Origin of the sequence: Limnohabitans sp. Rim47, assembly GCF_001517545.1 — a bacterium.
Classification (GTDB): Bacteria; Pseudomonadota; Gammaproteobacteria; order Burkholderiales; family Burkholderiaceae_C; genus Limnohabitans_A.
On the sequence record NZ_FBYA01000001.1, the window covers coordinates 91,784 to 114,221 of the forward strand.

A 22,438-nucleotide genomic window follows, 5' to 3' on the forward strand; every position below is an offset into this window, starting at 1 on the left:
CAGCTGGGATGGGGCAAATAAGCAAGGTCATTTAACGTTTGACATGAGGGGATGGGTTAGACCACATCTTGCGCATGCTCCAACTCACTTGCCTCCGGGACTTGAGTAGTGAGACGCTGGATGAGTTGTTGCACTTCCACGCGCTGAGAGAAGGTTGCAATCGCCTTCAAGTTCAGTTTCTCTTGCTCAAGCATGAGGCTCAAGGCATGAAGCTCTCGAGCCAGAACGGCGAACTTAAAGCTCTTGTCGTGAACTCGACTCAGATCCTCAATCATCTTTCGGCCCATGCTTGCATGGTCTGGAAGATTTCTATTGGTGGTGCAACGCATGCGCATTGCCTCCGGAACTTCTTGCGTAATCATCGAATTCGCAGACGAAGCGTACGCCATTGCGGACTGAAACTTGTCCCAGACAACTTGCGAATGAAGCAATGAGCTTACGCGATGATGCGCGACATGCTGAAACTTTGAGGCATCAAGTACGAGAAAGCCTCGATCCAACTCCTTGACATCAAAGTCTTCGCCGGTGTCTCGGAACGATTTGCAGACCTGCAGACAGCGAGCCCAGTTGTGGCTGACCACACCAAGTGAGGTTTCGAGTTGCGCGGCGACGATGTCGACACCGCCTTCGAGATACCTTTGTTTGACAAGTTCGTATTCTTTTTGGCGAAAGTAGACGCGTAGGGCTACATACGACCCAAGGGCGACGGCTGCGAGAGTAAACAAGCCTTTGATAATTTCGAGACAGAGTTGCGACATTGGTTCCTTGTGGCCTAACGTTCGAGCTAAGCGGGCGCCAACGGCAGGCCACCAAGCCCGGGCTGGCGAAAATGTACCGCGAGCCGCCAGACCGGGCTTGGTGGCCTGCCGTTGATGCTCCGCTTGAGCGAGGGGTTAGGCGTCTCTGCGGCCAGGGCGCTATTTCTTGATTGCTTTGACAAGTTCAACGACCAAGTCCTTTATGTTTCCTATGTCCATTGGAGACTGAACATTGTGGGCTTCGACTGGACGTCCGAAATAGTTCTTGGTTAGTGATTCCCGAATTTCAACTTTCTTTCCTTCAGGCATCAACTCGATAAATGGGCCTATTGAGGCGAGTTCAAGCTCGGTCTGCCGAGCGCGGTCTGAGTTTGTTCTGTGGCGCGCCGACTCACGTGCTGTGTACCAAGCTGGGGCAGTTATCGCGATGGCGTACAAAAGCCGAATAACCACCGACCATGTGTTCTCCGCCGAGAACGGCTGGTTCCAGAACTTGATGAATGTGGCCGCGGCCACGGATATGCCTGCACCAAAGATTGCAACCGTGGCCCAGCGCCAAAAATTTGCCTCCGAGGCCTCCGAGTTCGCAATCTGCTGGTAGTTGCCCGTGACCCCGATGTTGCCGACAACCTGAACAATTCGTGCTGCTTTGCCGCGTTGATCTTCAAGATCGCCAAGCGCTAGGACAGCCTTGGATGAGAGGTCGACTCGAAGCGCATCGTAGTCCAGCTTGTACGCAAGGATCGCAGCATCAAATAAGGTGGTTCTTTCAACTTCCTTCTCGGCAAATGCTTTTTGCAAGTTGGCGACGGCTGCAGCTGCTTCCGCGCGGTCTCGGACCGTTGTCTCTTGCAGGCTGTCAAGCCGCACGCTGAGTGCCGCAGCGTTCGCTTGAGCGTCAGCTAAGCTGGTCGCCAGTGCATCGCGTTGTTTCACAAGCAATTGCATGGTTTGCAGTGCGCCATCCGCCTGCATCTTGACTAGAGCCGAGAACGACGGCTCGGTCAGGCCGGGAATTTGCTGAGGCAGGCCCCAGAGCAAAGGCAATATGTTCTGTTCGCATTGAGCGGCAGCATTCGTGATGTGGCCGACGTTCTTGTTCGAAACGTAGGCGCTCAACTCGTTGATTGGCGCTTGCAGGTTGGCTTGAAGATTCGAGAGTGCTGCGGTGCTTGCCAGTGTTGCTGGTGTCTGTTCAAGCAAGGCTGAGACCAGCCTTGCAATTGCGAAGACTTTGTCGCGAGCAAAGGCGGTGGTCTCGTTATCCGCTACCGCTGGATCTGCGAACTCCTCTCGACCCTGGAAGTCCAAAAGTTGAGCGACCAGTGCGCGAATTGGATGATCTTTGTATGCTGAAAATGTCATATTGTCGCAATGTAGTCGCGGGGCAGTTTCTGAGACACCTAACGTGATGTAGTCCGAGAAACCCGGTTGATACACCCGGGCCGTGTCGATACATCTTTTTGTTGAAATCGTTGTAAATGGCTCACGCCATGGGGTTCAGGCCAAGCGCTGTATGTGCATGCAGATATAAATTTCAAGACCAAACCCGGCATCCAATTCCTTGCAACTTCCCTCCCGCACCTTTCAGCGCAGCAGGTATGAAGCGTGACACTATACCCATATAAATACGAAAAAATAGCTACAAAAACTTTAAGGCGCTCCATCGTCACCAGCCCCTAACCCACTCCAAGCACAAACGGGTACGCGCGATTGCGGCGAATACGCCGCTTATTCACCGCAATATTTGCAGTGAATAAGCGGCCTCTGCACCCTAAACAGCAAGACTGCCACGACACTATGGCTTGCAAGCACGACACATTGAGCGACATAATAGCCATCAATACTGTCGCTCTTAGTCGCGCTTTCGCCCCTTAAGCGCGACAAATTGCCCGAAAAGGCCACCCCATGCCCCGCATCACCCCCGCCGACGAATTGCAATTGATCGAATCCATCGTGGACGCGCACCCCGGCGGGATCGGCATTGCCGAAATCGAGCAGGCCATGGCGCAGCGTCAGGGTGGGGCACTGAACCGCCGCACTTTGCAGCGCCGCTTGCTCAAACTGATCGATGCGAAGCGGATCGCATCTGAGGGGCAGAGCATTGCGCTGGTCTACAAACCGGTGGCGCAGGCTTGGGCGCAACTTGCGGGCGGGGGCGGGAGCGTCATCGCCGCAGTGGGCGTGGCTGAGGCGGAGCCCGATTTGCCGGTCTCGCCCGCAGGTGCCAGCATCCGTGATCGGGTTCGCCAGCCGCTGATACATCGCCGTCCGGTGGGTTATCGGCGTGAGTTTTTGGAGTCGTATCAGCCGGGCGTCACGTTTTATTTGCCAGCCAAGCTGCGCAGCCAGCTGCACGAGATGGGCCGCACGCCTGCCCATGAGCGACCCGCAGGCACCTACGCCCGCGACATCTTGAGCCGTTTGTTGGTGGATTTGTCGTGGGCTTCATCGCGGCTGGAGGGCAACACTTACAGCCGCTTGGACACGCAAAACCTGATCGAGCATGGTCAGGCTGCGCAGGGCAAGGACGCCATCGAAACGCAGATGATCCTGAACCACAAAGCCGCCATCGAGATGCTGATTGAGGGCACGGACGAGGATACGAACGAAGTAGGCTTTGATGCCTTCACATTCAAAAACTTGCATGCCGTGTTGTCGCAAGATTTGATGCGCGACCCGCAGGCCAGTGGCCGTCTGCGTCGGCGCTTGGTGGAGATTTCGGGCACGGTGTTTCACCCCGTCGCCATGCCCCAGGTGATTGAAGATTGTTTGGAGCTGCTGCTGCGCAAAGCTGCCGCCATTCCCGATCCGTTTGAGCAGGCTTTTTTCCTCATGGTGCAGCTGCCGTATTTGCAGCCGTTTGAAGATGTGAACAAACGCGTGTCGCGCATTGCCGCCAACATGCCGCTGATCCAGCACAAGCTGTGCCCCTTGTCGTTCATTGACGTGCCCGAACGGGCTTACATCGAAGGGACTTTGGGGGTGTATGAGCTCAACGAAGTTGATTTGTTGCGCGACGTTTTTGTGTGGGCTTATGAACGCTCGTGCCAGCGTTATCTGGCCATCCCCCAAACCATGGTCGAGCCGGACCCTCTCAAAATCAAATACCGCGAAGCGCTGATTCAGGCCGTGCAGACGGTGGTCAAGGACCTGCAAGCGCCCAGCCCAGAGGTGCTGGCCCAAGTGGTAGCGCGTTTTCAGGTGCCCGCAGCAGACCAAGACGCGTTCACCCGCATGTTGGCCGAGGCGCTGCAGCAGTTGCACGAAGGCAGCGTGGCCCGCTACCGGCTGCGTCGCTCTGAATACCTGGCCTGGCAGTTGGTTTGCTCGGGTGGTGCCGATCACCTGTCACTTTCTGCCGCGCCGTAACGAACTGCAAGTTAATCGGCGTTATCGTTCACGGCCTTGGGCAGCGCACATCTCGCACCATCCACCAAGTCATCGCCCCATCAGGAGTTCCCCTTTCATGCGCCTTCGTCAAATCGTGTTGTTGCTCTTGCTGGCCTTGGTCATCGGCGCTTTTGCGGTGCTGGACTTGGGGCGCTACTTGAGCTTTGAGCAACTCAAGGCCAGCCAAGCCAGCTTTAACCAGCTCTACGCGCAGCAACCGTTCACGGTGGCGGCTGTTTACTTTGGGGTGTACGTCTTGGCCACGGCGCTGTCGTTTCCGGGTGCGACCATCATTACGCTGGCGGGGGGCGCGGTGTTTGGCTTGTGGCAAGGCTTGTTGATCGTGTCGTTCGCGTCCACCCTCGGCGCCACTTTGGCATTTTGGGCCTCGCGCTTTGTGTTGCGCGACTGGGTGGAATCCCGTTTTAGCCAGCGCCTAGCCGACATCAACGTGGGTGTGGACAAAGAGGGTGCGTTTTACCTCTTCACTTTGCGCCTGATCCCGGTGGTGCCTTTTTTTCTGATCAACCTGCTCATGGGCCTGACGCGCATGAAGAGCTGGACGTATTACTGGGTCAGTCAGCTCGGCATGCTGGCGGGTACAGCGGTGTATGTGAATGCGGGCACGCAGTTGGCGCAACTCGATTCGGTGCAGGGCATTTTGAGCCCGGCGCTCTTGGGCAGTTTTGTGTTGTTGGGCATCTTCCCCTTGTTGGCGCGGCGCGGGGTGGCCGCCATTCAAAAGCGGCAGGTTTATGCGCGTTGGGCCAGCGTGCGCCCCAAGCACTTTGACCGCAATTTGATCGTCATCGGTGGCGGTGCAGCGGGCTTGGTGTCGGCCTACATTGCGGCGGCTGTCAAAGCCAAAGTGACTTTGATCGAGGCGCACAAAATGGGCGGCGACTGTTTGAATTACGGTTGCGTGCCGAGCAAGGCTTTGATCAAAAGCGCGAAGCTGGCGCACCAGATGCGTCACGGTGCGCGATATGGCCTGAGCGACACCGCGCCCAACTTCAGTTTCAAGGCCGTGATGCAGCGTGTGCACGATGTGATCAAAGCCATCGCGCCGCACGACAGCGTGGAACGCTACACCGGCTTGGGCGTCGAGGTGTTGCAGGGCTACGGCAAATTGGTGAACCCGTGGACGGTGGAGGTGGCCTTGAACGATGGCCAAGTGCAGCGGCTGACCGCGCGGGCCATTGTGATCGCGGCGGGCGCTCAGCCCATCGTGCCGCCCTTGCCGGGACTCGATGATGTGGGCTATGTCACCAGCGACACGCTGTGGGACGCGTTCGCCAAGCTCGATGACATTCCCAAGCGCATCGTGGTGCTTGGCGGCGGGCCGATTGGCTGTGAGCTGTCGCAAAGCTTTGCCCGCTTGGGTGCGCAGGTCACGCAGGTCGAGATGGGCGAGCGCATCATGGTGCGCGAGGACGAAGAAGTCTCGGCCATGGCGCGTGAAGCCTTGCAGGCCGACGGCGTGCAGGTGCTGACCGGGCACCAGGCCTTGCGCTGCGAGCGCCGAGGAGAAGACAAAATTTTGGTGCTCTCCACGCAAGGGCACGAGGTCGAGTTGGTTTTTGATGCCTTGGTCTGCGCCGTGGGCCGCGTGGCCCGCTTGCAAGGCTATGGGCTTGAAGACATTGGCGTGCCGACACACCGCACGGTGGAGACCAATGAGTATTTGCAAACGCTCTACCCCAACATCTACGCCGCAGGCGATGTGGCGGGGCCTTACCAACTCACCCACACGGCAGCACACCAGGCTTGGTATGCGGCGGTGAATGCGCTGTTTGGCGACTTCAAATCCTTCAAGGTCGACTACCGCGTGATCCCGTGGGCCACCTTCATCGACCCCGAGGTGGCGCGTGTGGGCCTGAACGAACAAGAGGCCCAAGCCCAAGGCATCGCTTACGAGGTGACGAAGTACGGCATCGACGACTTGGACCGGGCGATATGCGATGAAGGGCCGTACAACGAAGCCCACGGCTTTGTGAAGGTGCTCACCGTGCCCGGCAAAGACCGCATTTTGGGTGTGACGATCGTGGGCACGCACGCGGGCGACTTGTTGGCCGAATACGTGCTGGCCATGAAGCACGGTTTGGGCCTGAACAAAATTTTGGGCACCATCCACACCTACCCCACCTTGGCCGAGGCCAACAAATACGCGGCAGGCGAATGGAAGCGGGCACACGCGCCGCAAAAGCTGCTGGCTTGGGTCGAGAAGTTTCACGACTGGCGGCGCGAATGAAGGGGCTGGGCAAAGCCGCTTGGGCACGGCTAGCGCTGCTGGTGTGGGTCATGGTCAGTGGCACCGCATCTGCCTTGGCGCAAGGCCTTTCGCCCTTGGTACCTGCCGATAACGCAGCGGCCAGCACTTGGCGTTTTGTGGGTTTCCCCAAGTCCAAAGCCGCTATCCCGGCCACGCGCTTTGAGTTAGCCGAGGTGCAAGGCGAGCGGGCTTTGAAGGTCAGCACCGAGGCGTCATATGGCACTTGGGTACACGATCTGCCCAAGGTCAATGCCATGCGCCTGCAATGGCGCTGGCGTCTGGACCAGCCGCTGACAGGCGGCAAAGCGGTGGCTGATATTTTGACCAAAGCCGGTGACGACGCCGCTCTCAAGGTGTGTGTGATGTTTGACCACCCCCTGGACCGCGTGCCTTTTGTCGAGCGCACCTTGCTGCGCATTGCCCGCAAGGTCAGTGCCGAAGACCTGCCTGCCGCCACGCTGTGCTATGTATGGGACAGCGTGCATCCCGCGGGCTTGCAAGGGGCCAACCCGTACACCCGGCGTGTGCGCTTCATCACGCTGCAAGGGCAGGGTGCGCCGCTGGGGCAATGGCAAGCCGAGAGCCGCGATGTGGCCGCCGACTTTGGCCGTTTGTTTGCAGACGAAATGCCCTTTGACGAACCCGTGCCCAAAGTACGTGCGGTGGTGATCGGCGCCGACAGCGACAACACAGCGAGCCACAGCGTGGGCTGGGTATCGGGTCTGAAAGGGTCAGTTCCGTAGCGGTGGCCTCAATGCGGAAACGGGGCCAGACCAGGCGCGGCATTGTCGGACAAACCCCGACGTGTGGTGTTCATCACCATGGCCAGCAAGCTGTAGTAGCCGCAGTGCGCCGTCATGTCGATGACGCCCTGATCACCAAACATTTTTTGCGCAGCGGCCCAAGTCACATCGCTGACCGATTGGTTGTGCAACAGCTCTTGCAGAAAGTCGTACACCACGGTTTCTTCCGGCGTCATGTGCGGCGGGCGACGGCCTTCGGCAATGGCGTTGCAGGTTTCTTCACTCACGCCCGCTTTCATGGCAATCGGTTTGTGGATATGCCACTCGACAGGCTGAGACCAATGACGGGCCACCACCAGCACGGCAAACTCAGAATTGTGCAAACCCACGGTGTTGTCATAGCGCAGGTATTCGCCCACTTTTTGCAGACGCCGCATCAGCTCGGGGCTTCGCATCAGGGGCACAAAGGGGCCGCTCAGTTTGCCTCGTGGCCCGCTGATCAACTCATCCACTGCGGCCCGTTGGGCGCCTGTCATTTGATCGCGGGGGATTTCGGGCAAACGGTCGTTTTTGGGCATGCTCATGGGGTGTCTCGTTGTGGATGGCGGAAAAGAAGTTCCGTCGCAATTTAGCACCGACCCGCGTCTTTTTCAGTCGTGTGCAAGATAGCCTGCTGGTGCCACCGAAGCCCCCTGAATGCCGTGTTAGGGGCTTACAAGCGCTGGTGGTCTTGACGCTGCAGCGCAACACGAAGCTGGTCACAAAGCTGGTCACGCAGCGGGGCGCGCGTGATGTCCGCAGACAGCGGCTCATGGTGGGTGTAGGGTTTCGTGTTCACACCAAGTGCCCGGTTTTCACCAGAATCAAACAGCCTTCGCGGCTGAAAGGCTGGTGCTGGCTCATGTGTGGGCTGCGCAGCCAGCTGCCTGCAGGGTAGTCGCCGTGCTCGTCCGAAAAAACGCCTTCGAGCACCAAGATCTCTTCGCCCCCCCAATGCCGGTGCGGGTTGAAAAACGTCTGCGGAGCCCAACGCACCAAGGCGGTGTTTTGGCTCTCAAAGGTGCCTAGCGGCAACACCTGCAGGCCATCCACCATGCCTTGATGCCATGCACTGCGGCGCGTGTCGATGACCACGCGTTCGTCATCACGCGCGTCCAGGTGGCGCAACTTGACGAACAAGGTGCAACCCTCGGGTGAGAACGGCGCGTGCGCTGTGCCCACCGGGTTCTTGATGTAGGAGCCGGGGCCGTACACCCCATGCTCGTCGTGCAGCGTGCCTTCGAGCACCAGAATTTCTTCGCCCCCACCGTGTGTATGGGCTGCAAAGGCCGAACCCGGTGCATAGCGCACGATGGAAGTGGCCCGAGCCACTTCGCCGCCATCGCGTTCAAGCAAACGACGCGAGACACCCGAAGCGGGTGAGTCCACCCAATCGAGCGAGGGGCTGTGAATGACGCAGCGCTGGGTCAGGTCGGCGTTGAGCGTGGTGCTTGCAGCAAAGGCTGTGTTCATGGTGTTCAGGTTTTCAACAGCACGGGCTCAATGGCTTCGCCTTGTGCGGTGATGCAACCGATGACCGCGGTGTGCGTGTAGCCCGCGGCCTGCAAGGCCTGCACACAGGCGGCCGCTTGCGCTGCAGGCACGCTGGCCAACAGACCGCCTGCGGTTTGCGGGTCAAACAGCAAGGGGTAGCGTGGGTCGTTGATGAATTCATCGGCGTTGCGCAGAGCGCGGCGCAGCCGCACGTTGGCCGGTTGCAAAGAGCTGACAATGCCCGCCTGAACGCAATCCACCGCACCGTCCAGCAGGGGCAGCGTGCTCAATTGCAGTTCGGCATCCACGCCGGACGGACGTGTCATCTCGACCAGGTGACCCAGCAGGCCGAAGCCGGTCAGGTCGGTGCAGGCGGTGGCGCCATGCGTGCGCAAAATCTGCGCGCCCGCTTGGTTGGACTGCAGCATCGACTGCAGTGCCGCAGCGATCCAGCGGCCCTTGGCGGCATGGCGCGCGTGCGCAGCAAACAGCGTGCCGGTGCCCATGGGCTTGGTCAAGAGCAGCACATCGCCAGGCTGCATGCCGCCCTTGCACATCACGCCCGTCATGTTCTCGTCGATCAGGCCGTTGATGGCAAAGCCCAGGGCCAGCTCTGCGCCCTCGCCCGTGTGGCCGCCCACCAGGGCGCAGCCTGCGGCGTTCAGCACTTCGATCGCGCCGCCCATCATTTGTGTGAGCAAGTCCTCGACTTTGCTTTCCAGGCCAGGCGGCACGGTGACCACGGCGGTGGCCGTTTGTGGCTCGGCCCCCATGGCAAAAATATCGCCCAAAGCATGGTTGGCCGCCACCTTGCCAAACAGATAGGGGTCGTCGATGAAGGCCCGAAAAAAGTCCACCGTCTGCACCACGGCCATGCCCGGCGGCACGCGCACCACGGCCGCGTCATCTGGCGAATGCAAACCGATCAGCACATCAGGCCGCTCGACTGGCTGCAAGCTGCCCAAAGCGCGAGACAAAATATTGGCGCCCACTTTGGCGCCGCAACCGCCGCAGCGCATGGCAATCGCCGAAATGGCTTGCAAGGACTCTTCAGCGGTCAGCGTCAAGCGGGTTGTGGGCGCTTGGCCTTTGGCCCGGATGTCTTTGAGCAACTGGCCCATAGCCCGCAGGGCCTCGCGCAGGTTGGCACCGGGTTGCAGCGCAGCGCGGGCATTCGCCATGTCGGGCAATTCGGTGAAGCGGCGCATGAATTGGCGGTCGATCCGGTCTTTCCAGCGCCACACCCAATCGCCCGCAAAACCGAGAGGGCCGCGCGATGCCACCGCGTGGCGGTTACCCGTCGAAATCAAGGCCAGCCAATGGCGCTGCGGTTGGTAAGCCACACACTTTTGACCACGCAGGCTGCGTCGCAAATTGTCGGCCAGAGGCTTGGCCATGCGCACCGCAAACACGCCGGCTTTTTCCAGCGGGCGCTCTGCAAACGAGGCGATGTCTCCCGCCGCGAACACCAGCGGGTCGTTCAGGGATTGCAGCTGTGGATGGACCAGGATGAAGCCTTTGTCATCGAGTGCGAGGCCCGTGCTTTGCAGCCAGGCGGGCCCACCGGCCTGCGTGACCCACATGGTTTCGTCGGCATCGAAGGTGCGGCCATCGCGTGTGTGCAGACAGCCGGGCGAGATCTGCACCACCTCGGCCTGGTTGTAAACCTCGACGTTGCGCGCTTGCAGCACCTGGACAAAACGCTTGCGTACGCCCGGATTGTGCGTGGGCAAGATCGTCTCGCCCGAGGTCAGCAGCACAAACTTCAAATCTTCGGGACTGCGCCCCAGCGCCTTGAATTCGTTGCGCAAACGGTATTGCATGGACAGCAGCAGCTCGACCCCGCCCGCGCCACCCCCCACCACCGCGATCGTCATGCGGCCCCGGTGCATCGGCCACTGGCGTGCTTTGTCCAGCAGCGCCAGCCAGCGCTGGTTGAACTGTGCAATCGGCTTGACCGGCACGACCAGCGTTTGCGCACCTTCAACCTGCTGCACCTGGGGGGTCGAACCGATGTTGATCGACAACAGGTCGTAAGCCACGGCGGGTCGGTTTTTGCAAATCACTTTCTGGTTTTTGCGGTCGATGCTCACCACTGCATCGTGGTAGAGGCGCGCCCCGGCAAAGGCACACAGGCGGCCCAGGTCGATGTGCACCTCGTCAAAACTGTAGTGGCCAGAAATGTAGCCCGGCAACATGCCGGAGTAAGGCGTGTCAATGTCGGTGCAGATCACGGTGATGCGCACGCCGGGTTCGGGCTTCATGGCAAACATGCGCAGCACGCCCACATGGCTGTGGCCGCCGCCGACCAGCACCAGGTCGCGCAGCACAGGTTGATCTAAGGGTTTCATCGAGTTGTCCAGAGGTCTTGCACCCAACGGTACAAGGCGGCGCGTTCGGCCTGGGGTTCAAACAAGGGTGCGCGCAAGGCGCACTGATGGCCTAAGTGTGCCACCAGGCCCGCGCTGCTTTGTTGATCTCGGCAAGCCAGCAACAAATCGGCCAGGCCTTGTGCGTCACCCGTCTCAAAAATGCCCGCATAGTCCTCGCCCAGCAAGCCCAAATTGCCGTCGATGCGCGAAGCCAACACGGGCGTGCCGCTGCAAATCGCCTCCATCAGCACATGCGCGCCGCCTTCCATGCGGCTGGTGTGCACCAACAAGTGGGCACGCTGGATGCGTTGCAGGGTTTGGGCGTGCGGCAAAGCGCCCAACCAGCGGTATTGCGGGCACTGCGCTTGTGTAGCTTGCGCAGCCAAGCCCAACGCAGGGTCCAGTGCTGCGCCGATGTGGTCGATGAACACGCCACTGCCTTGGGGCAATAAGCGCGCAGCCGCCATGAGGGTGAGCGGGTCTTTTTCTTCACGCAAATGGCCCACCATCACCACGCGCAAATGGCGTACGGTTTTGGGCAAGGTCTGGCGCGTGCCGGTGGACTGGAAGATCACGCGGGCCTTGGCTCGGTGCGCGTGCGGCAAGCTTGCAATGCCCAGCCCTTGCAGCACCACCAGTGACTGCGCCAGGGCCAAGGAACGCTGGGCTATGGGGTCATGCGCGATGTCGCGGTAAAGATCGGTGCCCGTGAGCACCACACCCAGGCCGCGCTCGCCGTGCCGTGCGTGCCAGGCCTGAACCGAATCGGCCGAGCGACGGGCATGCAAGGCCAGCATCACATCGTCATCTTCGGCTTGCGCATCGGGCCACTGCCGCACGATGCGGGCAAAATGCCCCGACAACATTTGTTGCCAACGACGCGCGGTTTGCCAGTTGCCGTTGTTGGCGTCGGCCAAAGCGGGGCTGACAATGACCACACGAAGTTTTTGCATGGGCGGTTTATACATGAATGACAGTACCGGGGCAGGGGCAGGGCCGAGCGCTTCATGCTCAACTTTGGCCCATTCTTTTGGCGGCTGCCTGGGTCCTGTGCACAGTGCCGTGCGCACCGCTGGACTTGAGGCTTTGGCCCAAGCCCTGAAAACCAGCCGTACCCGCACCCTAGGCTTGATGCAGGCTTGGCAAATGGCCTTGCCTGATTTGTCAGTGCCACCCTTGCCCGGCATGAACCCACCGCTGTGGGAATGGGGCCATATCGCCTGGTTTCAGGAGTGGTGGACGGTGCGCAACCGCCAGCGCCACCTGGGCACGCGCAGTGCCCACAGCGGTGCTGTGTTTGAGGCATCGCACTTGCCCAATGCCGATGCACTTTACAACTCCAGCGAAGTCGCTCACGACAGCCGCTGGACTCTGGCACTGCCAAACTTGGCCGAGACGCAGGCTTATCTAGCGCAGACACTTCAGCGCAGTCTGGACCACTTGCAGGCCCTGCACTTGGCCGGGCGGACCACGAGCGATGACGACTTGTATTTTTGGCGCTTGGTGCTGCAACACGAAGACATGCACAACGAAGCCTCGGTCTACATGGCGCAAGACTTGGGGCTGGCTTTGCCACAAACCCTTTGCTGGCGCGAGGGTGCGCCGATTCATGCGGGCACCCAAAAAAGTGCCATGGGGCTGAATGAGTCCATCCAGGTGGCTGCACAAGTCCACACTTTGGGCCACTCGGGGTCGGGTTTCGCTTTTGACAACGAACGCCAGGCCCACCCTGTCACGGTTGCTGCGTTCGAGATTGACGCAGCGGCCGTCAGCTGGGCTCGATACCTGCCTTTTGTGCAAGCCACGGGCCACGCCCTGCCGCCCCATGTGCGGTTGGTGCGCAGCGAGCATGAGACTTGGCAAGTGCGGCAGTTTGGCCAGTGGCAAGCCCTTAATCTGCAGGCCCCGGCGGTTCACCTGAACGCGCTCGACGCCCAGGCCTGGTGCCAATGGGCTGGCCGGCGCTTGCCGACCGAGGCCGAATGGGAATGTGCCGCGCAGCAACCCCGTTTTGCGTGGGGCCAGGTGTGGGAATGGACGGCCAGCAATTTCTTGCCTTACCCTGGGTTTGAGGTGCACCCTTACCGCGATTATTCAGAGCCTTGGTGGCATGGCCACCGCGTACTGCGCGGGGCCTGCGCCGCTACCTCGGAGAATGTGGTGGATGTGCGCTACCGCAACTTCTTTGTGCCCGACCGGCGCGATATTTTTGCGGGCTTTCGCTCGGTGGCGGTCTAAAGCGGCATCAAGCGGGATTAAGCGGCGGCCCACAGCACCGCAAATCGTTGGGCCGTATCGGTCCAGACACGGGTCGAGGCAAAGCCTGCGGACAGCAACAGGGCCTCAAAGCCAGGCACCGCCCATTTGCAGGCGTTTTCGGTGTGAATGGTCTCGCCCTGCGCAAACAAGCGCTCGCCGCCCGGCCATTGCACCCGCACCGTTTGGCGCGCCTGCAAGTGCATTTCTACACGCGATTGTTCGGCATTGAAACGTGACAGGTGCCGCCAGTCGCGCACCGAAAAGTCGCTGCCCACCAAGCGGTTGATGTGCAGCAGCAAGTTCAGGTCAAAGGCTGCCGTCACGCCCAACATGTCGTCGTAGGCCGCCTCCAGCTCGGCCGCGTCCTTGATCAAGTCCACCCCGATCAACAAACCGCTGCCAGCCGCCGTGCCGCAAGCGCGGTGCAGACTTTGCAAAAAGTCCAAGGCTTGCTCGGGCGTGAAGTTGCCAATGCTGGATCCGGGGTAAAACAGCACACGCGGCTGAGCAGGGGCCAGCGCCAGTGCCTCTGGCAAATCAAGGCCGCCCGAAAAATCGGTCCCCAAGCCCGCCATGCTCAGGCCGGGGTGCTGGCGCTGCAGACTGTCTAAAGCTTGTCGTACAAAGTCCACCGAAATGTCCACCGCCACATAACGACCGGCCTGCATGGGGCCCAGCAAGCGCCCGGCTTTTTCGCAATTGCCCGCACCCAGGTCGATCCAGCAAGCGCCTGAAGGCAAATGCTTTGCCATGTCGGCGCTGTGCAAACGCATCAGCTGAGCTTCGGTACGGGTCAGGTCGTATTCGGTCAGTTCGGTGATGGCCTCGAACAAACGCGAACCCAGCGCGTCGTACAGGTATTTAGGGGATGTAAAGGCCTGCGGGGCACTCAGGCCCAGCAAGAGTTCTTTTGCCACAGCAGTGGCGTTGTGCTGGTACAGCTGGATAAATTGTGGCTCGGACATGCGCCACATGTTAGTGCAGCCACCCATGTGTGGCCTTGTCGGAGTGTGCAATTTTGAAAAATCAATCGCTTGCGCCAATGCCGCACAAGCCCACTTTTTTTGCATAATGACCTCTTTATAAGCGCGCTCTGATATTCATCAGACCTCGAACAGTGCCAAGGAGATGCCCCATGAACACAGCAACCGTTTCTGCAGCCCCTGCAGTCAGTCCGCGAGACACCCGTTATGTGTGGTTCCGCAGCCGAGATGATGTGCAGCCGTATTTGAACGAAACGGCCGTGCGCATCCGTGCAGGCATCATGTTGGCGATTCCGATTTACATGGCCTTTACCTTGGTCGATGTGGTGTTTGGTGGGCGGTGGAACGTCACGGGCGATGTCATCACCGACACGTTTGAGACCGATTTTGATGGCCGGATTCTGTACATGGTGGAAGCGGTGCGACGCACCTACGATTACACGGTGCAGACCTGGTTTTTGTTTTATGCCCTGTTCGAGATGCTGGCGGGCATGAGCGTCAAGACCTCTTACCTTTCCCCCACGATCTGGCTGTCTACCTGGCTGGCCCGGCGTTCGCCTGCAGTCTGGAAGCCATTGGCCCCCAAACGTTTTGCCTGGGGCATCGGGGCCAGCATGATCTCACTGTGCTTGGTGTTTTTTCACCCTGAAAAATTTGCCGCCATGGTCAACACGGTGACCACTTTGCCGCTGCTGCCCACCACCGAGCAGTATTTGCCGCGCTGGTTGCCCTTGCTGATGGTTTGGGTGTGCTTGGGCTTCATGTGGCTGGAGGCTATTTTGGGCTTTTGCGTGGGCTGCAAACTGCACGCGCTCTTCGTCAAGTTGGGCTGGCTGCAAGAAGAGTGCGAAGAGTGCAACAACCTGAACTTCGGTGCCTGAACTTGCGCGACGAAAGGCTTGACGACAGGCCATCACGCGCGGTCTCAATGCTTTTTAAATGCCGCGTTTCAATCACGCGTTTCTAGAGCTTGTCGTTGCGCAGCCCACAGCGCTGCCGTGCTCAGCACGCTGGCCAACAGCAGCCAAGCCAGCGCCACACGGTAGCCTGTCGCCGGGGACCACAGCAAACCCACAGTCAAGGGTGCGGCCGCGCGGGCCAGCGCGATCGGCATGCCCAGCAAGCCGTTGAGTTGACCGACATGGTCACGGCTCACGTACTGCGCCAGGGCAGTGCCCTTGACGATGGTGATCATGCCGTTGCCCAAGCCGAACAGGAGCACAAACACCAAGGCCCCCAAAGGGTGAAAGCCGCCCAGCAACAGCGCCAGCAAACCCAAGGGAATAAAGCCCGGAATCCAGCGGTTGGCGGTGTGCACATCCCAGTGGCGTTCAAACACAAACAGCACCAAGCGCCCGACCACCTGGATCACGCCAATGGCTGCGGGCACGGCAATCACCCATGTCGGTGAAAAACCCGCCTCTTGCAACAAAGCGATCATGTGTGCGGGCAAGGCAGAAGTCACCGACATCATCAGCACCATGAACAGGGCCAGCAGCCAAAACGGCGCGCGTCGCAGGTGTTCGCGCACCGACACGGGAGGCATCTGGTCAACGAAGGTGCTGGCCTGCTTCAGGCGGCTTGGCGGGCGCGGTGCCCCACGTAACAACCCAGCGTGCAAGGGCAAACACACTGCAAACTGCAGCACCGCCAAAGCCCACAGCGCATGGCGCCAGCCCCACAAGTCCATCCACCAGGCAAACAATGGGATGAACACCGTGCTGGCCAGTCCGCCCAAAAAAGTCAGCGTGATGATGGCGCGGCGAAAGTCTTGTGGAAAACGGCGTGTGACCACCGCAAATGCCGGGGTGTAAAGCGTGGCCGCCAGACCCAAGCCCAGCCAGATCCAGGCGGCATAAAACCCCGCAATGGATTGCACAAAGCTGTGCCCCAGCAAACCCAAACCGACCCAAACCGAGCCCACGCTCATCACCCAACGCTCATGCCCCGCATCAATCCAGCGGCCCACCAGATAAGCCATCAAGCCTTCGGCCAGCAGCGCCAAACTGAAGGCCAGCGACGACTGGGCACGGCTCATGCCCAACTCGGCCTCGAGCGGCGCCATGAGCAACGAGAAGGTATAAAAAACACTGCCCCAAGTGATGAGCTGGGGCAGGGACAGCCAGAAACTGAAGGCTCCAGGGGCGTTGGAAGAAGGCGGGCGAAAAAAACGCATCAACGCATTATCGTGGCGCCCTTTTGAGCACCGCCGTTAGCCGGAATGTAGCCACGCCTGAACTTGGGAACGTGCAGGCATGGCCGTCACCGCCCCCTGCGCTTGGGTCGACAACGCTGCTGCCGCATTGGCCCATCGCAAGGCCTGAGGCCAGGGGCTTTGCTGTGCCAATTGCGCAGCCAAAGTACCTGTGAAAGTGTCGCCTGCGCCAATGGTGTCCACCACTTGCATGGCATGACCGGGCACCCACAAGGGCGCGGCATCAGGGCGGAACAGGGCACAGCCTCGTTCACCCAGCGTGACCACCAACGCGCCCACGCCGCGTTGCAACAGACACAATGCCGCGGTCTCGATGTCTGGCGCATCGGCCAGCATCAGCAACTCGCCTTCGTTGGGGGTGAGCACATCGACCAAAGGCCACAGGGCATCGGGCAAGGGCGTGGCCGGTGCCGGGTTTAAAAGCGTCAATACGCCATGCGCTCGGGCGATTTCAAATGCCGCGAGTGTGGCCGCCAGCGGCACTTCGCACGAGGCCATGACCACCCGCGCTTGAGCCAGCATGCCCGTGGCCGCTTGCACATGGGCAGCGGTCAGGCCAGCACCTGCACCGGGGTAAACGGCAATCGAGTTGTCACCATCTTCGTACACCAGAATCAGTGCGGTGCCATTGGTTTCGCCTGCGCCGCGCAACACATGCTGGCTGTCAATGCTTTCACGGGCCCACAGGTCCAGGCCCATCTGCCCAAAATCGTCACCGCCAATGCGCGCGATCAGGCCCACCTGTGCGCCTTGGCGCGCAGCGGCGATCGCCGCGTTGCTGCCCTTGCCGCCGGGCAGGCGATCAAACGCCTGCGCCATGCGGGTTTGGCCACGTTCAAGCGGCTGGGGAATGTGGGCAATCAGGTCCACATTCCAGCTGGCCACGCAAACGACGTCGACAGCCATCAGGTGGCTCCTGGCGTGCCATAACCCATGGTTCGCGGCAGCCACAACACAATTTCAGGGAAGATGGTCATGGCCACCAACAGGCCCAGCAGCATGACCAAGAACAGCCAACCTTCGCGCATCATGTCGCCAATCGGGATGCCGGTCAGCGCCTTGGTCACAAACAGCAGCATGCCAAAAGGCGGGTGGATCAAGCCGATCATCATGTTCAGCACCACCAACACGCCAAAGTGCACCAAGTCCACACCCAGCAGTTTGGCCGCAGGCAGCAGCATGGGCACAAACACCAGCAGCAGCACCGATACGTCGAGAAAGCAACCTAGGATCAAAAACAAAGCGTTGACCATGAACAAAAACTGCAGACGACTGAGGTGCAGGTTGTCCACCCACGCGGCCATGGCCTGAGGCACGCCTTCTGAGGTGAAGGCGTAGTTCAGCATGAACGAACCTGCCAAGATGATGGTGATCACCGCACTGGAGCGGGTCGATTCGAGCACCACGCCCCAAAATGCCTTCCAGCTCAAGGCACGAAAAACAAAGGCCGCCAACACCAAGGCATGCAAGGCCGCCACGGCAGCGGCTTCGGTCGGGGTAAAGGCCCCCGAATAAATGCCCCCCAGCAAGACTATCGGCATGGACAAGGGCAAAGCGCCACGAAACAAGATAGCAGGCCATTCCTTGAATGGAATCGGTTCTTCACGCGGCATGTTGCGTTTGCGCGCGATGTAATGCACCACGCTCATCATCAGGATGGTCATGCACACACCCGGCACCACGCCGCCCAAAAACAAGGCACCGACCGAAGCGCCTGAGACCAACGCATAAATCACCATCGGGATGGATGGCGGAATGATCGGCCCCAGCGTGGCGCTGGCGACCACCACCGCACCGGCAAAGCCGGGCGTGTATTCGGGCTTTTTGAGCATTTGCTTGATGGTGACCAGGCCCGGCCCAGCGGCGTCGGCAATCGCACTGCCGCTCATGCCTGAAAAAATCACGCTCACCAAAATATCCACCTGCGCCAGGCCACCACGCATGCGGCCCACCAGGATACGACAAAAGTCAAAAATGCGCTCGCTCACCGTGCCCGCGTTCATGATGTTGGCGGCAAACACAAACAGCGGCACCGCCAACAGCACGTAACTGTTGTACAGACCGTTGCTCACCTGCTCGGCCACCAGACCCAGGTCTTGACCCTTGACCAACAGGTAGGCCACACCCGCCATGAGCATTGAAAACCCGATCGGCATGCGCAGCAGCATGCCGATCACCACCACGCCCACAAGGGCCCACAAAGCCAGAGTCATGTCGGAAGTCCTTGGGCATCAAGGCCCTGTCCTTTGATGGCTTGCCAGATGCCAAAGGCACTGCGCAACACCAGTGCCACCAGCAGCAGCACAAACGGTAAAAACACCCACTGAAACGAGATGTCCAGCACGGGTGATGACTCACGCGCCATGAAGTGCACATAGTCCCAGCTGGCCGGAATGGCCACCAAGGCCAAGCCGCCGATCATGAGGTTGCCCACGATGCGCATGATGCGGCGGGTGCCCACACTGACGCTGTTCCAAAGCAGATCAAACACCACCTGCTCCCGCTCAGGCACCATGAAGGCCGCAGCCCACAAGATGGCCCAGAGGTAGAGGATCACAGCCAACTCGTCTGACCACGGCAACGGCTTGTTAAAGCCGAAGCGGGCCGTGATCTGCACCAAAAAGGTCAGGAACAGGCAGAGGAAAACAAGGCCGCCGAACGTGTCGGCAGCTTTTTTGAACCAACGCATGTTCAGCGGGTGTTGTTGATGCGCTCAAGCATGCCTGCGGGCCAGACCTTGGCGTAATCCGACTTGGCATAGGTGTCCTGCACCGACTTGCGGAAAGCCTCCAGATCGGGCGTGGTGACTTGCAAACCTTGCTGCTTGAAGAAGTCCACGATCTGGGCTTCTTCCTTGATGCGGTTCTCGTTGTTGAACTGGGCAGCAGCTTGCGCAGCGGCCTTGACGTTTTGCTTTTGCGCAGGCGTCAGGGCATTCCAGGTTTTGTTCGAGATCGCAATGAAGATGCTGTCCACCAAGTGGTTGGTCAGCACCAGTTGCTTGGTCACTTCATAGAACTTGGCGGCGCGCACGGTGGGCAGTGGGTTGTCTTGGCCGTCGATGGTTCCGGTTTTGAGGCCCAGATACACCTCGCCAAAGGCCAGCGGTGTGGCGGTTGCGCCCAGGGCTTCACCCAGAAACAACCATTCTTTGGTGCCAGGCATGCGCAATTTGATGCCTTTGAGGTCGGCCGGCGTTTTGACGTTGCGCGCTTCGCGCAAGTTGACCTGGCGGGTGCCCAGATAAGCGGTGGACAACACGGTCACGTCCATTTTTTCAGACACAGATTTGAACAAGCCTTCACCGATGGGGCCGTTGAACACCTTTTGCTGGTGGGCCGGATCGCGCACCACATAACCGGCGGTGAAAATCGAGAACTTGGGCACCAGTTTGGCCATGTCGAAAGCGGAGATGGCCGACAGTTCCAGATTGCCACGGGCCATGGCGGCAGGTTCGGTGCCTTGCTTGAACAAGGTGGCATTCAGGTTGATCTGCGTGTCGAACTGGTTGGGCGAGGATTTGTCGAGCGCATCCTTGAACACGGTCCACATCTTGGCGTGCCAGTCATCGGGCACTGCGGGCGTAGAAATGCGCATCGGGATTTTGGCTTGTGCCAAGGCTTGCGTGCTCATGCCGAGCATGCTGCCAATGGCCAGAGCCGAAACGCTGGCGGCCAACAGGCCGCGACGCAGGGTGGATGTGTTTTTCATGCTTGTCTCCTGGAGTTGTGGTGGGTGAAAGGAAAAGTGTGAAACGACTTATTCGCGCGTGCGGTCAATGCTGAACTGCTGCACTTGTTGGGCAAAGGCCGCATGGGCCTCGGGCGTCATGGCCACCAGCGGTGCACGCACGCGCAACCAGCTGGGGTCACTGTGCAAGGTGGCCATGACGCTTTTGAGGGCAGGCATCAGCGAATGGGGTTTGAGCAAGTCAAGAATGGTTTGCACGCGCTGTGCATCGTGTGCCGTGCCGGGGGCGGTAGATTCCAGCACCATGCGGTGCACGATGCGCGGCATGAAGTTGGCCAGTCCGCTGATGGCGCCCGTGCTGCCCAGCGGCCCCATGGTGGGCAAATCAGGTTCAAAACCCACGTACACCGTGAGCGGCGGCATGAAGGCTTGGGCGAGTGCAACCGAGTGCGTCCGGTCGCAGCTGCTGTCCTTGATACCCGCGATGATGCCGGGGTAGCGCTTGAGCAATTCGGCGATCACGCCGTGCGACAGGCTCACGCCGATGACCTGCGGAATGTGATACAGGTACAGACGCCAGTCTTTTCTGTTGACGCCTTCGATGATCTGCACATAGCCGTTCAGGATGCCTTCGTCGCTGATGCCCTTGAAAAAGAAGGGCGGCAGCACCAGACAGCCGTGCACGCCCAAATCCACCGCGTGGCGGGTGAGTTCGAGGGTTTCGGTCACGGCAGCGCAGCTGGTGGAGACCATGATGCGTTCGGCGGGAACGCCGTTGGCAATCAGTTGTTCAACGGCTTGCTTGCGCTCTTGCAACGAGAACGAGGGGCCTTCGCCCGTGGTGCCAAAAATGGTCACACCACCACAGCCTGCGCCAATCAGCGACAGCGCGTGTGCGGCCAGTTTGGGGTGATCGATGTTCAGTTGTGCATCGAGTGGCGTGAGCATCGCGGGCCAGATGCCCTGAAAACCATTGCGGCTGTTGGTGAGCGAGTGTGTCAAGAGAACTCCGTGAGGGTGGTGATAGAAGTCACTGATGTGGAAGGCGAGGGGCTGTCCAGACGGGCAGGTGTTGAGAGCACGCGGCGGTCCTGACCCAGCACCCGCTGGTGGGCACTGTGGATGTGAAAGGCCACATGCTCGGCCACCGCCAAAGGGTCACGCAATTTCAGCGCAGCGATCAGGTTCAGGTGCTCCTGCATGGCCGGCAGCAAAACTTCGGCCGACAAGGTCGAGCGCTCCAGATGAATCAATCGCACACGCAGGCTGTTGATGCGGTAGGTCTGCGAAATCAGGTCGTTGCCCAGTGTGTCGATCATCAGGTCGTGCAAGCCCCAATCCACCGAGGTGGCTTCGGTCAACAGTTCATCGGTAATGGGTCCTTGCACGGCACGCTGCACGATGCTCAGATGCGCTTGTTCGATGCTGGCCAGATCCGCATCGCTGACGGCCTGCACAAAATGCAGCGCGGCTTCGCGCTCCAGCATGCTGCGCAACTGGAAGGCGTTGTGGATCAGCTTGAGGTCCACATGCGCAATTTGCAGACCGCGTTGCGGCACGGTGCGCAGCAGCCCTTCGGCCTCCAGGCGCGGGATCAGCTCGCGTACCGCGCCCAGCGGCATGTCGAGCAATTGCATCAGCTCTCGCTGCGAGACAAACTGGCCCGGCTGCACATTGGCCTGCAAGATCTGCTGGCGGAAATTTTCATAAGCGCGGGCGCGCAAAGACTGGGGGTTGGGCGAGATGGCCATGGTGTCAGTCGGTCGAGACCACGCCCTTGCGCAGCATGATGTTGGCGTATTTGCGCAAGTCGCCAGTTTGAACCACCAAGCGGGCCGCGCTCGCCTGGTCGTAAAACGCAAAACGCTCCAGGCTGCCCGGTGCGGCTTCGCCCGCTTCTTGCAGGGCTTGCCTGAATTCGGCCACCGGCGTGGGCACCGCTTGCGCATCGCCGACCACCTGCATGGTCCAGGCGCAGGGGCTGTCAAAGCTGTCCAGTGGCAACACGCTGAGCACGGCCTGCAGAACCTGCGTGGTGGTCAAACCCGGTAACTGCACCAGCCGCGCGTGGGCTTGCTCGGCAATGCGGTCGGCCGGAAAGTTGGCATCGACCAGCACCACGTCGTCGCCATGGCCCAGTTTGGCCAGGCCATACAGCAGCTCTGGGGTCAGGAGGGGTGAGATGTTTTTTAGCATGACTGACTAACATGTTAGCGATGA

The 22,438-nt window shown here is 60.0% G+C and carries 20 protein-coding genes; 5 read left to right on the top strand and 15 right to left on the bottom strand.

Features of this window, described 5'->3' with window-relative positions:
- Positions 1-56: 56 nt before the first annotated feature.
- Together BN3544_RS00430 and BN3544_RS00435 are read right to left on the bottom strand one after the other, a co-directional pair.
- Positions 57-758, bottom strand: a complete 702-nt coding sequence (locus BN3544_RS00430) for a hypothetical protein (protein ID WP_036075466.1) — start codon at positions 756-758, stop codon at positions 57-59.
- Positions 759-917: 159 nt separating this feature from the next.
- On the bottom strand, positions 918-2,123 hold the full coding sequence (locus BN3544_RS00435) for a hypothetical protein (RefSeq protein ID WP_019430040.1): 1,206 nt from the start codon (positions 2,121-2,123) through the stop codon (positions 918-920).
- 543 nt (positions 2,124-2,666) lie between these two features.
- Here BN3544_RS00435 and BN3544_RS00440 point away from each other — a divergent pair.
- The 3 genes from BN3544_RS00440 (at position 2,667) to BN3544_RS00450 (ending at position 7,166) form a co-directional block, all read left to right on the top strand.
- Positions 2,667-4,130, top strand: a complete 1,464-nt coding sequence (locus BN3544_RS00440) for a Fic family protein (protein ID WP_019430039.1) — start codon at positions 2,667-2,669, stop codon at positions 4,128-4,130.
- A 97-nt stretch (positions 4,131-4,227) separates the two neighbouring features.
- Positions 4,228-6,402: an FAD-dependent oxidoreductase gene (locus BN3544_RS00445; RefSeq protein ID WP_026036660.1), complete on the top strand. Its 2,175-nt coding sequence runs from the start codon at positions 4,228-4,230 to the stop codon at positions 6,400-6,402.
- Positions 6,399-7,166: a DUF3047 domain-containing protein gene (locus tag BN3544_RS00450; RefSeq protein ID WP_019430037.1), complete on the top strand. Its 768-nt coding sequence runs from the start codon at positions 6,399-6,401 to the stop codon at positions 7,164-7,166. Before BN3544_RS00445 ends, BN3544_RS00450 begins: the two co-directional genes overlap by 4 nt.
- Positions 7,167-7,174: 8 nt before the next feature.
- Here BN3544_RS00450 and BN3544_RS00455 read toward each other — a convergent pair whose 3' ends face one another.
- From BN3544_RS00455 to senB, 4 genes are all read right to left on the bottom strand, one after another.
- Positions 7,175-7,750: a carboxymuconolactone decarboxylase family protein gene (locus BN3544_RS00455; RefSeq protein ID WP_019430036.1), complete on the bottom strand. Its 576-nt coding sequence runs from the start codon at positions 7,748-7,750 to the stop codon at positions 7,175-7,177.
- Between the two features lie 250 nt (positions 7,751-8,000).
- Positions 8,001-8,678 (bottom strand): cupin domain-containing protein, encoded by a 678-nt coding sequence (locus tag BN3544_RS00460; RefSeq protein WP_019430034.1) that lies wholly within the window; start codon positions 8,676-8,678, stop codon positions 8,001-8,003.
- A 5-nt stretch (positions 8,679-8,683) separates the two neighbouring features.
- The gene (selD, locus tag BN3544_RS00465) at positions 8,684-11,050 is read right to left on the bottom strand and encodes a selenide, water dikinase SelD (protein WP_019430033.1); all 2,367 of its coding nucleotides are present in this window, start codon (positions 11,048-11,050) and stop codon (positions 8,684-8,686) included.
- Complete coding sequence (gene senB / locus BN3544_RS00470) at positions 11,047-12,024, bottom strand: selenoneine biosynthesis selenosugar synthase SenB (RefSeq protein ID WP_019430032.1); 978 nt, start codon at positions 12,022-12,024, stop codon at positions 11,047-11,049. Before senB ends, selD begins: the two co-directional genes overlap by 4 nt.
- 64 nt (positions 12,025-12,088) lie before the next feature.
- Here senB and senA point away from each other — a divergent pair, with 64 nt between their 5' ends.
- Complete coding sequence (gene senA / locus BN3544_RS00475) at positions 12,089-13,309, top strand: selenoneine synthase SenA (RefSeq protein WP_019430031.1); 1,221 nt, start codon at positions 12,089-12,091, stop codon at positions 13,307-13,309.
- A 17-nt stretch (positions 13,310-13,326) separates the two neighbouring features.
- Here the strand turns inward: senA and egtD are convergent, their stop codons facing one another.
- Positions 13,327-14,295, bottom strand: coding sequence for an L-histidine N(alpha)-methyltransferase (gene egtD, locus BN3544_RS00480; RefSeq protein ID WP_026036658.1), 969 nt, complete (start codon positions 14,293-14,295; stop codon positions 13,327-13,329).
- 170 nt (positions 14,296-14,465) lie between these two features.
- Between egtD and BN3544_RS00485 the strand changes: the two genes are divergently transcribed.
- On the top strand, positions 14,466-15,194 hold the full coding sequence (locus tag BN3544_RS00485) for a DUF4395 family protein (RefSeq protein WP_019430029.1): 729 nt from the start codon (positions 14,466-14,468) through the stop codon (positions 15,192-15,194).
- A 68-nt stretch (positions 15,195-15,262) separates the two neighbouring features.
- Here BN3544_RS00485 and BN3544_RS00490 read toward each other — a convergent pair whose 3' ends face one another.
- Genes BN3544_RS00490 through BN3544_RS00525 form a run of 8 tightly spaced genes read right to left on the bottom strand, consistent with a single transcriptional unit; the run spans position 15,263 to position 22,414 of the window.
- Positions 15,263-16,489: an MFS transporter gene (locus tag BN3544_RS00490; RefSeq protein ID WP_019430028.1), complete on the bottom strand. Its 1,227-nt coding sequence runs from the start codon at positions 16,487-16,489 to the stop codon at positions 15,263-15,265.
- Positions 16,490-16,525: 36 nt separating this feature from the next.
- Positions 16,526-17,434 carry a ribokinase gene (locus BN3544_RS00495; RefSeq protein WP_019430027.1) on the bottom strand — a complete coding sequence of 303 codons (909 nt, stop codon included), beginning with the start codon at positions 17,432-17,434 and terminating at the stop codon, positions 16,526-16,528.
- Positions 17,434-18,741 (bottom strand): TRAP transporter large permease, encoded by a 1,308-nt coding sequence (locus BN3544_RS00500; RefSeq protein ID WP_019430026.1) that lies wholly within the window; start codon positions 18,739-18,741, stop codon positions 17,434-17,436. The genes BN3544_RS00495 and BN3544_RS00500 overlap by 1 nt, the downstream gene beginning before the upstream one ends.
- Complete coding sequence (locus BN3544_RS00505; RefSeq protein WP_019430025.1) at positions 18,738-19,217, bottom strand: TRAP transporter small permease; 480 nt, start codon at positions 19,215-19,217, stop codon at positions 18,738-18,740. Before BN3544_RS00505 ends, BN3544_RS00500 begins: the two co-directional genes overlap by 4 nt.
- A gap of 2 nt (positions 19,218-19,219) precedes the next feature.
- Positions 19,220-20,239 (bottom strand): sialic acid TRAP transporter substrate-binding protein SiaP, encoded by a 1,020-nt coding sequence (locus tag BN3544_RS00510; protein ID WP_019430024.1) that lies wholly within the window; start codon positions 20,237-20,239, stop codon positions 19,220-19,222.
- A gap of 48 nt (positions 20,240-20,287) precedes the next feature.
- Complete coding sequence (locus BN3544_RS00515; protein WP_019430023.1) at positions 20,288-21,220, bottom strand: dihydrodipicolinate synthase family protein; 933 nt, start codon at positions 21,218-21,220, stop codon at positions 20,288-20,290.
- Positions 21,217-21,969 (bottom strand): GntR family transcriptional regulator, encoded by a 753-nt coding sequence (locus BN3544_RS00520; RefSeq protein ID WP_019430022.1) that lies wholly within the window; start codon positions 21,967-21,969, stop codon positions 21,217-21,219. Before BN3544_RS00520 ends, BN3544_RS00515 begins: the two co-directional genes overlap by 4 nt.
- A gap of 4 nt (positions 21,970-21,973) precedes the next feature.
- The gene (locus tag BN3544_RS00525) at positions 21,974-22,414 is read right to left on the bottom strand and encodes an RbsD/FucU family protein (RefSeq protein WP_019430021.1); all 441 of its coding nucleotides are present in this window, start codon (positions 22,412-22,414) and stop codon (positions 21,974-21,976) included.
- Positions 22,415-22,438 lie beyond the last annotated feature (24 nt).

What these genes read in the sequence shown, in the direction of transcription:
- BN3544_RS00485 (WP_019430029.1), top strand. Translation starts at nt 14,466, where the DNA reads ATGAACACAGCAACCGTTTCTGCAGCCCCTGCAGTCAGTCCGCGAGAC.
- BN3544_RS00435 (WP_019430040.1), bottom strand. Translation starts at nt 2,123, where the DNA reads ATGACATTTTCAGCATACAAAGATCATCCAATTCGCGCACTGGTCGCT.
- senB (WP_019430032.1), bottom strand. Translation starts at nt 12,024, where the DNA reads ATGCAAAAACTTCGTGTGGTCATTGTCAGCCCCGCTTTGGCCGACGCC.
- BN3544_RS00500 (WP_019430026.1), bottom strand. Translation starts at nt 18,741, where the DNA reads ATGACTCTGGCTTTGTGGGCCCTTGTGGGCGTGGTGGTGATCGGCATG.
- BN3544_RS00510 (WP_019430024.1), bottom strand. Translation starts at nt 20,239, where the DNA reads ATGAAAAACACATCCACCCTGCGTCGCGGCCTGTTGGCCGCCAGCGTT.
- BN3544_RS00450 (WP_019430037.1), top strand. Translation starts at nt 6,399, where the DNA reads ATGAAGGGGCTGGGCAAAGCCGCTTGGGCACGGCTAGCGCTGCTGGTG.
- BN3544_RS00505 (WP_019430025.1), bottom strand. Translation starts at nt 19,217, where the DNA reads ATGCGTTGGTTCAAAAAAGCTGCCGACACGTTCGGCGGCCTTGTTTTC.
- BN3544_RS00455 (WP_019430036.1), bottom strand. Translation starts at nt 7,750, where the DNA reads ATGAGCATGCCCAAAAACGACCGTTTGCCCGAAATCCCCCGCGATCAA.
- egtD (WP_026036658.1), bottom strand. Translation starts at nt 14,295, where the DNA reads ATGTCCGAGCCACAATTTATCCAGCTGTACCAGCACAACGCCACTGCT.
- BN3544_RS00460 (WP_019430034.1), bottom strand. Translation starts at nt 8,678, where the DNA reads ATGAACACAGCCTTTGCTGCAAGCACCACGCTCAACGCCGACCTGACC.
- BN3544_RS00440 (WP_019430039.1), top strand. Translation starts at nt 2,667, where the DNA reads ATGCCCCGCATCACCCCCGCCGACGAATTGCAATTGATCGAATCCATC.
- BN3544_RS00445 (WP_026036660.1), top strand. Translation starts at nt 4,228, where the DNA reads ATGCGCCTTCGTCAAATCGTGTTGTTGCTCTTGCTGGCCTTGGTCATC.
- BN3544_RS00490 (WP_019430028.1), bottom strand. Translation starts at nt 16,489, where the DNA reads ATGCGTTTTTTTCGCCCGCCTTCTTCCAACGCCCCTGGAGCCTTCAGT.
- BN3544_RS00520 (WP_019430022.1), bottom strand. Translation starts at nt 21,969, where the DNA reads ATGGCCATCTCGCCCAACCCCCAGTCTTTGCGCGCCCGCGCTTATGAA.
- BN3544_RS00495 (WP_019430027.1), bottom strand. Translation starts at nt 17,434, where the DNA reads ATGGCTGTCGACGTCGTTTGCGTGGCCAGCTGGAATGTGGACCTGATT.
- BN3544_RS00525 (WP_019430021.1), bottom strand. Translation starts at nt 22,414, where the DNA reads ATGCTAAAAAACATCTCACCCCTCCTGACCCCAGAGCTGCTGTATGGC.
- BN3544_RS00430 (WP_036075466.1), bottom strand. Translation starts at nt 758, where the DNA reads ATGTCGCAACTCTGTCTCGAAATTATCAAAGGCTTGTTTACTCTCGCA.
- selD (WP_019430033.1), bottom strand. Translation starts at nt 11,050, where the DNA reads ATGAAACCCTTAGATCAACCTGTGCTGCGCGACCTGGTGCTGGTCGGC.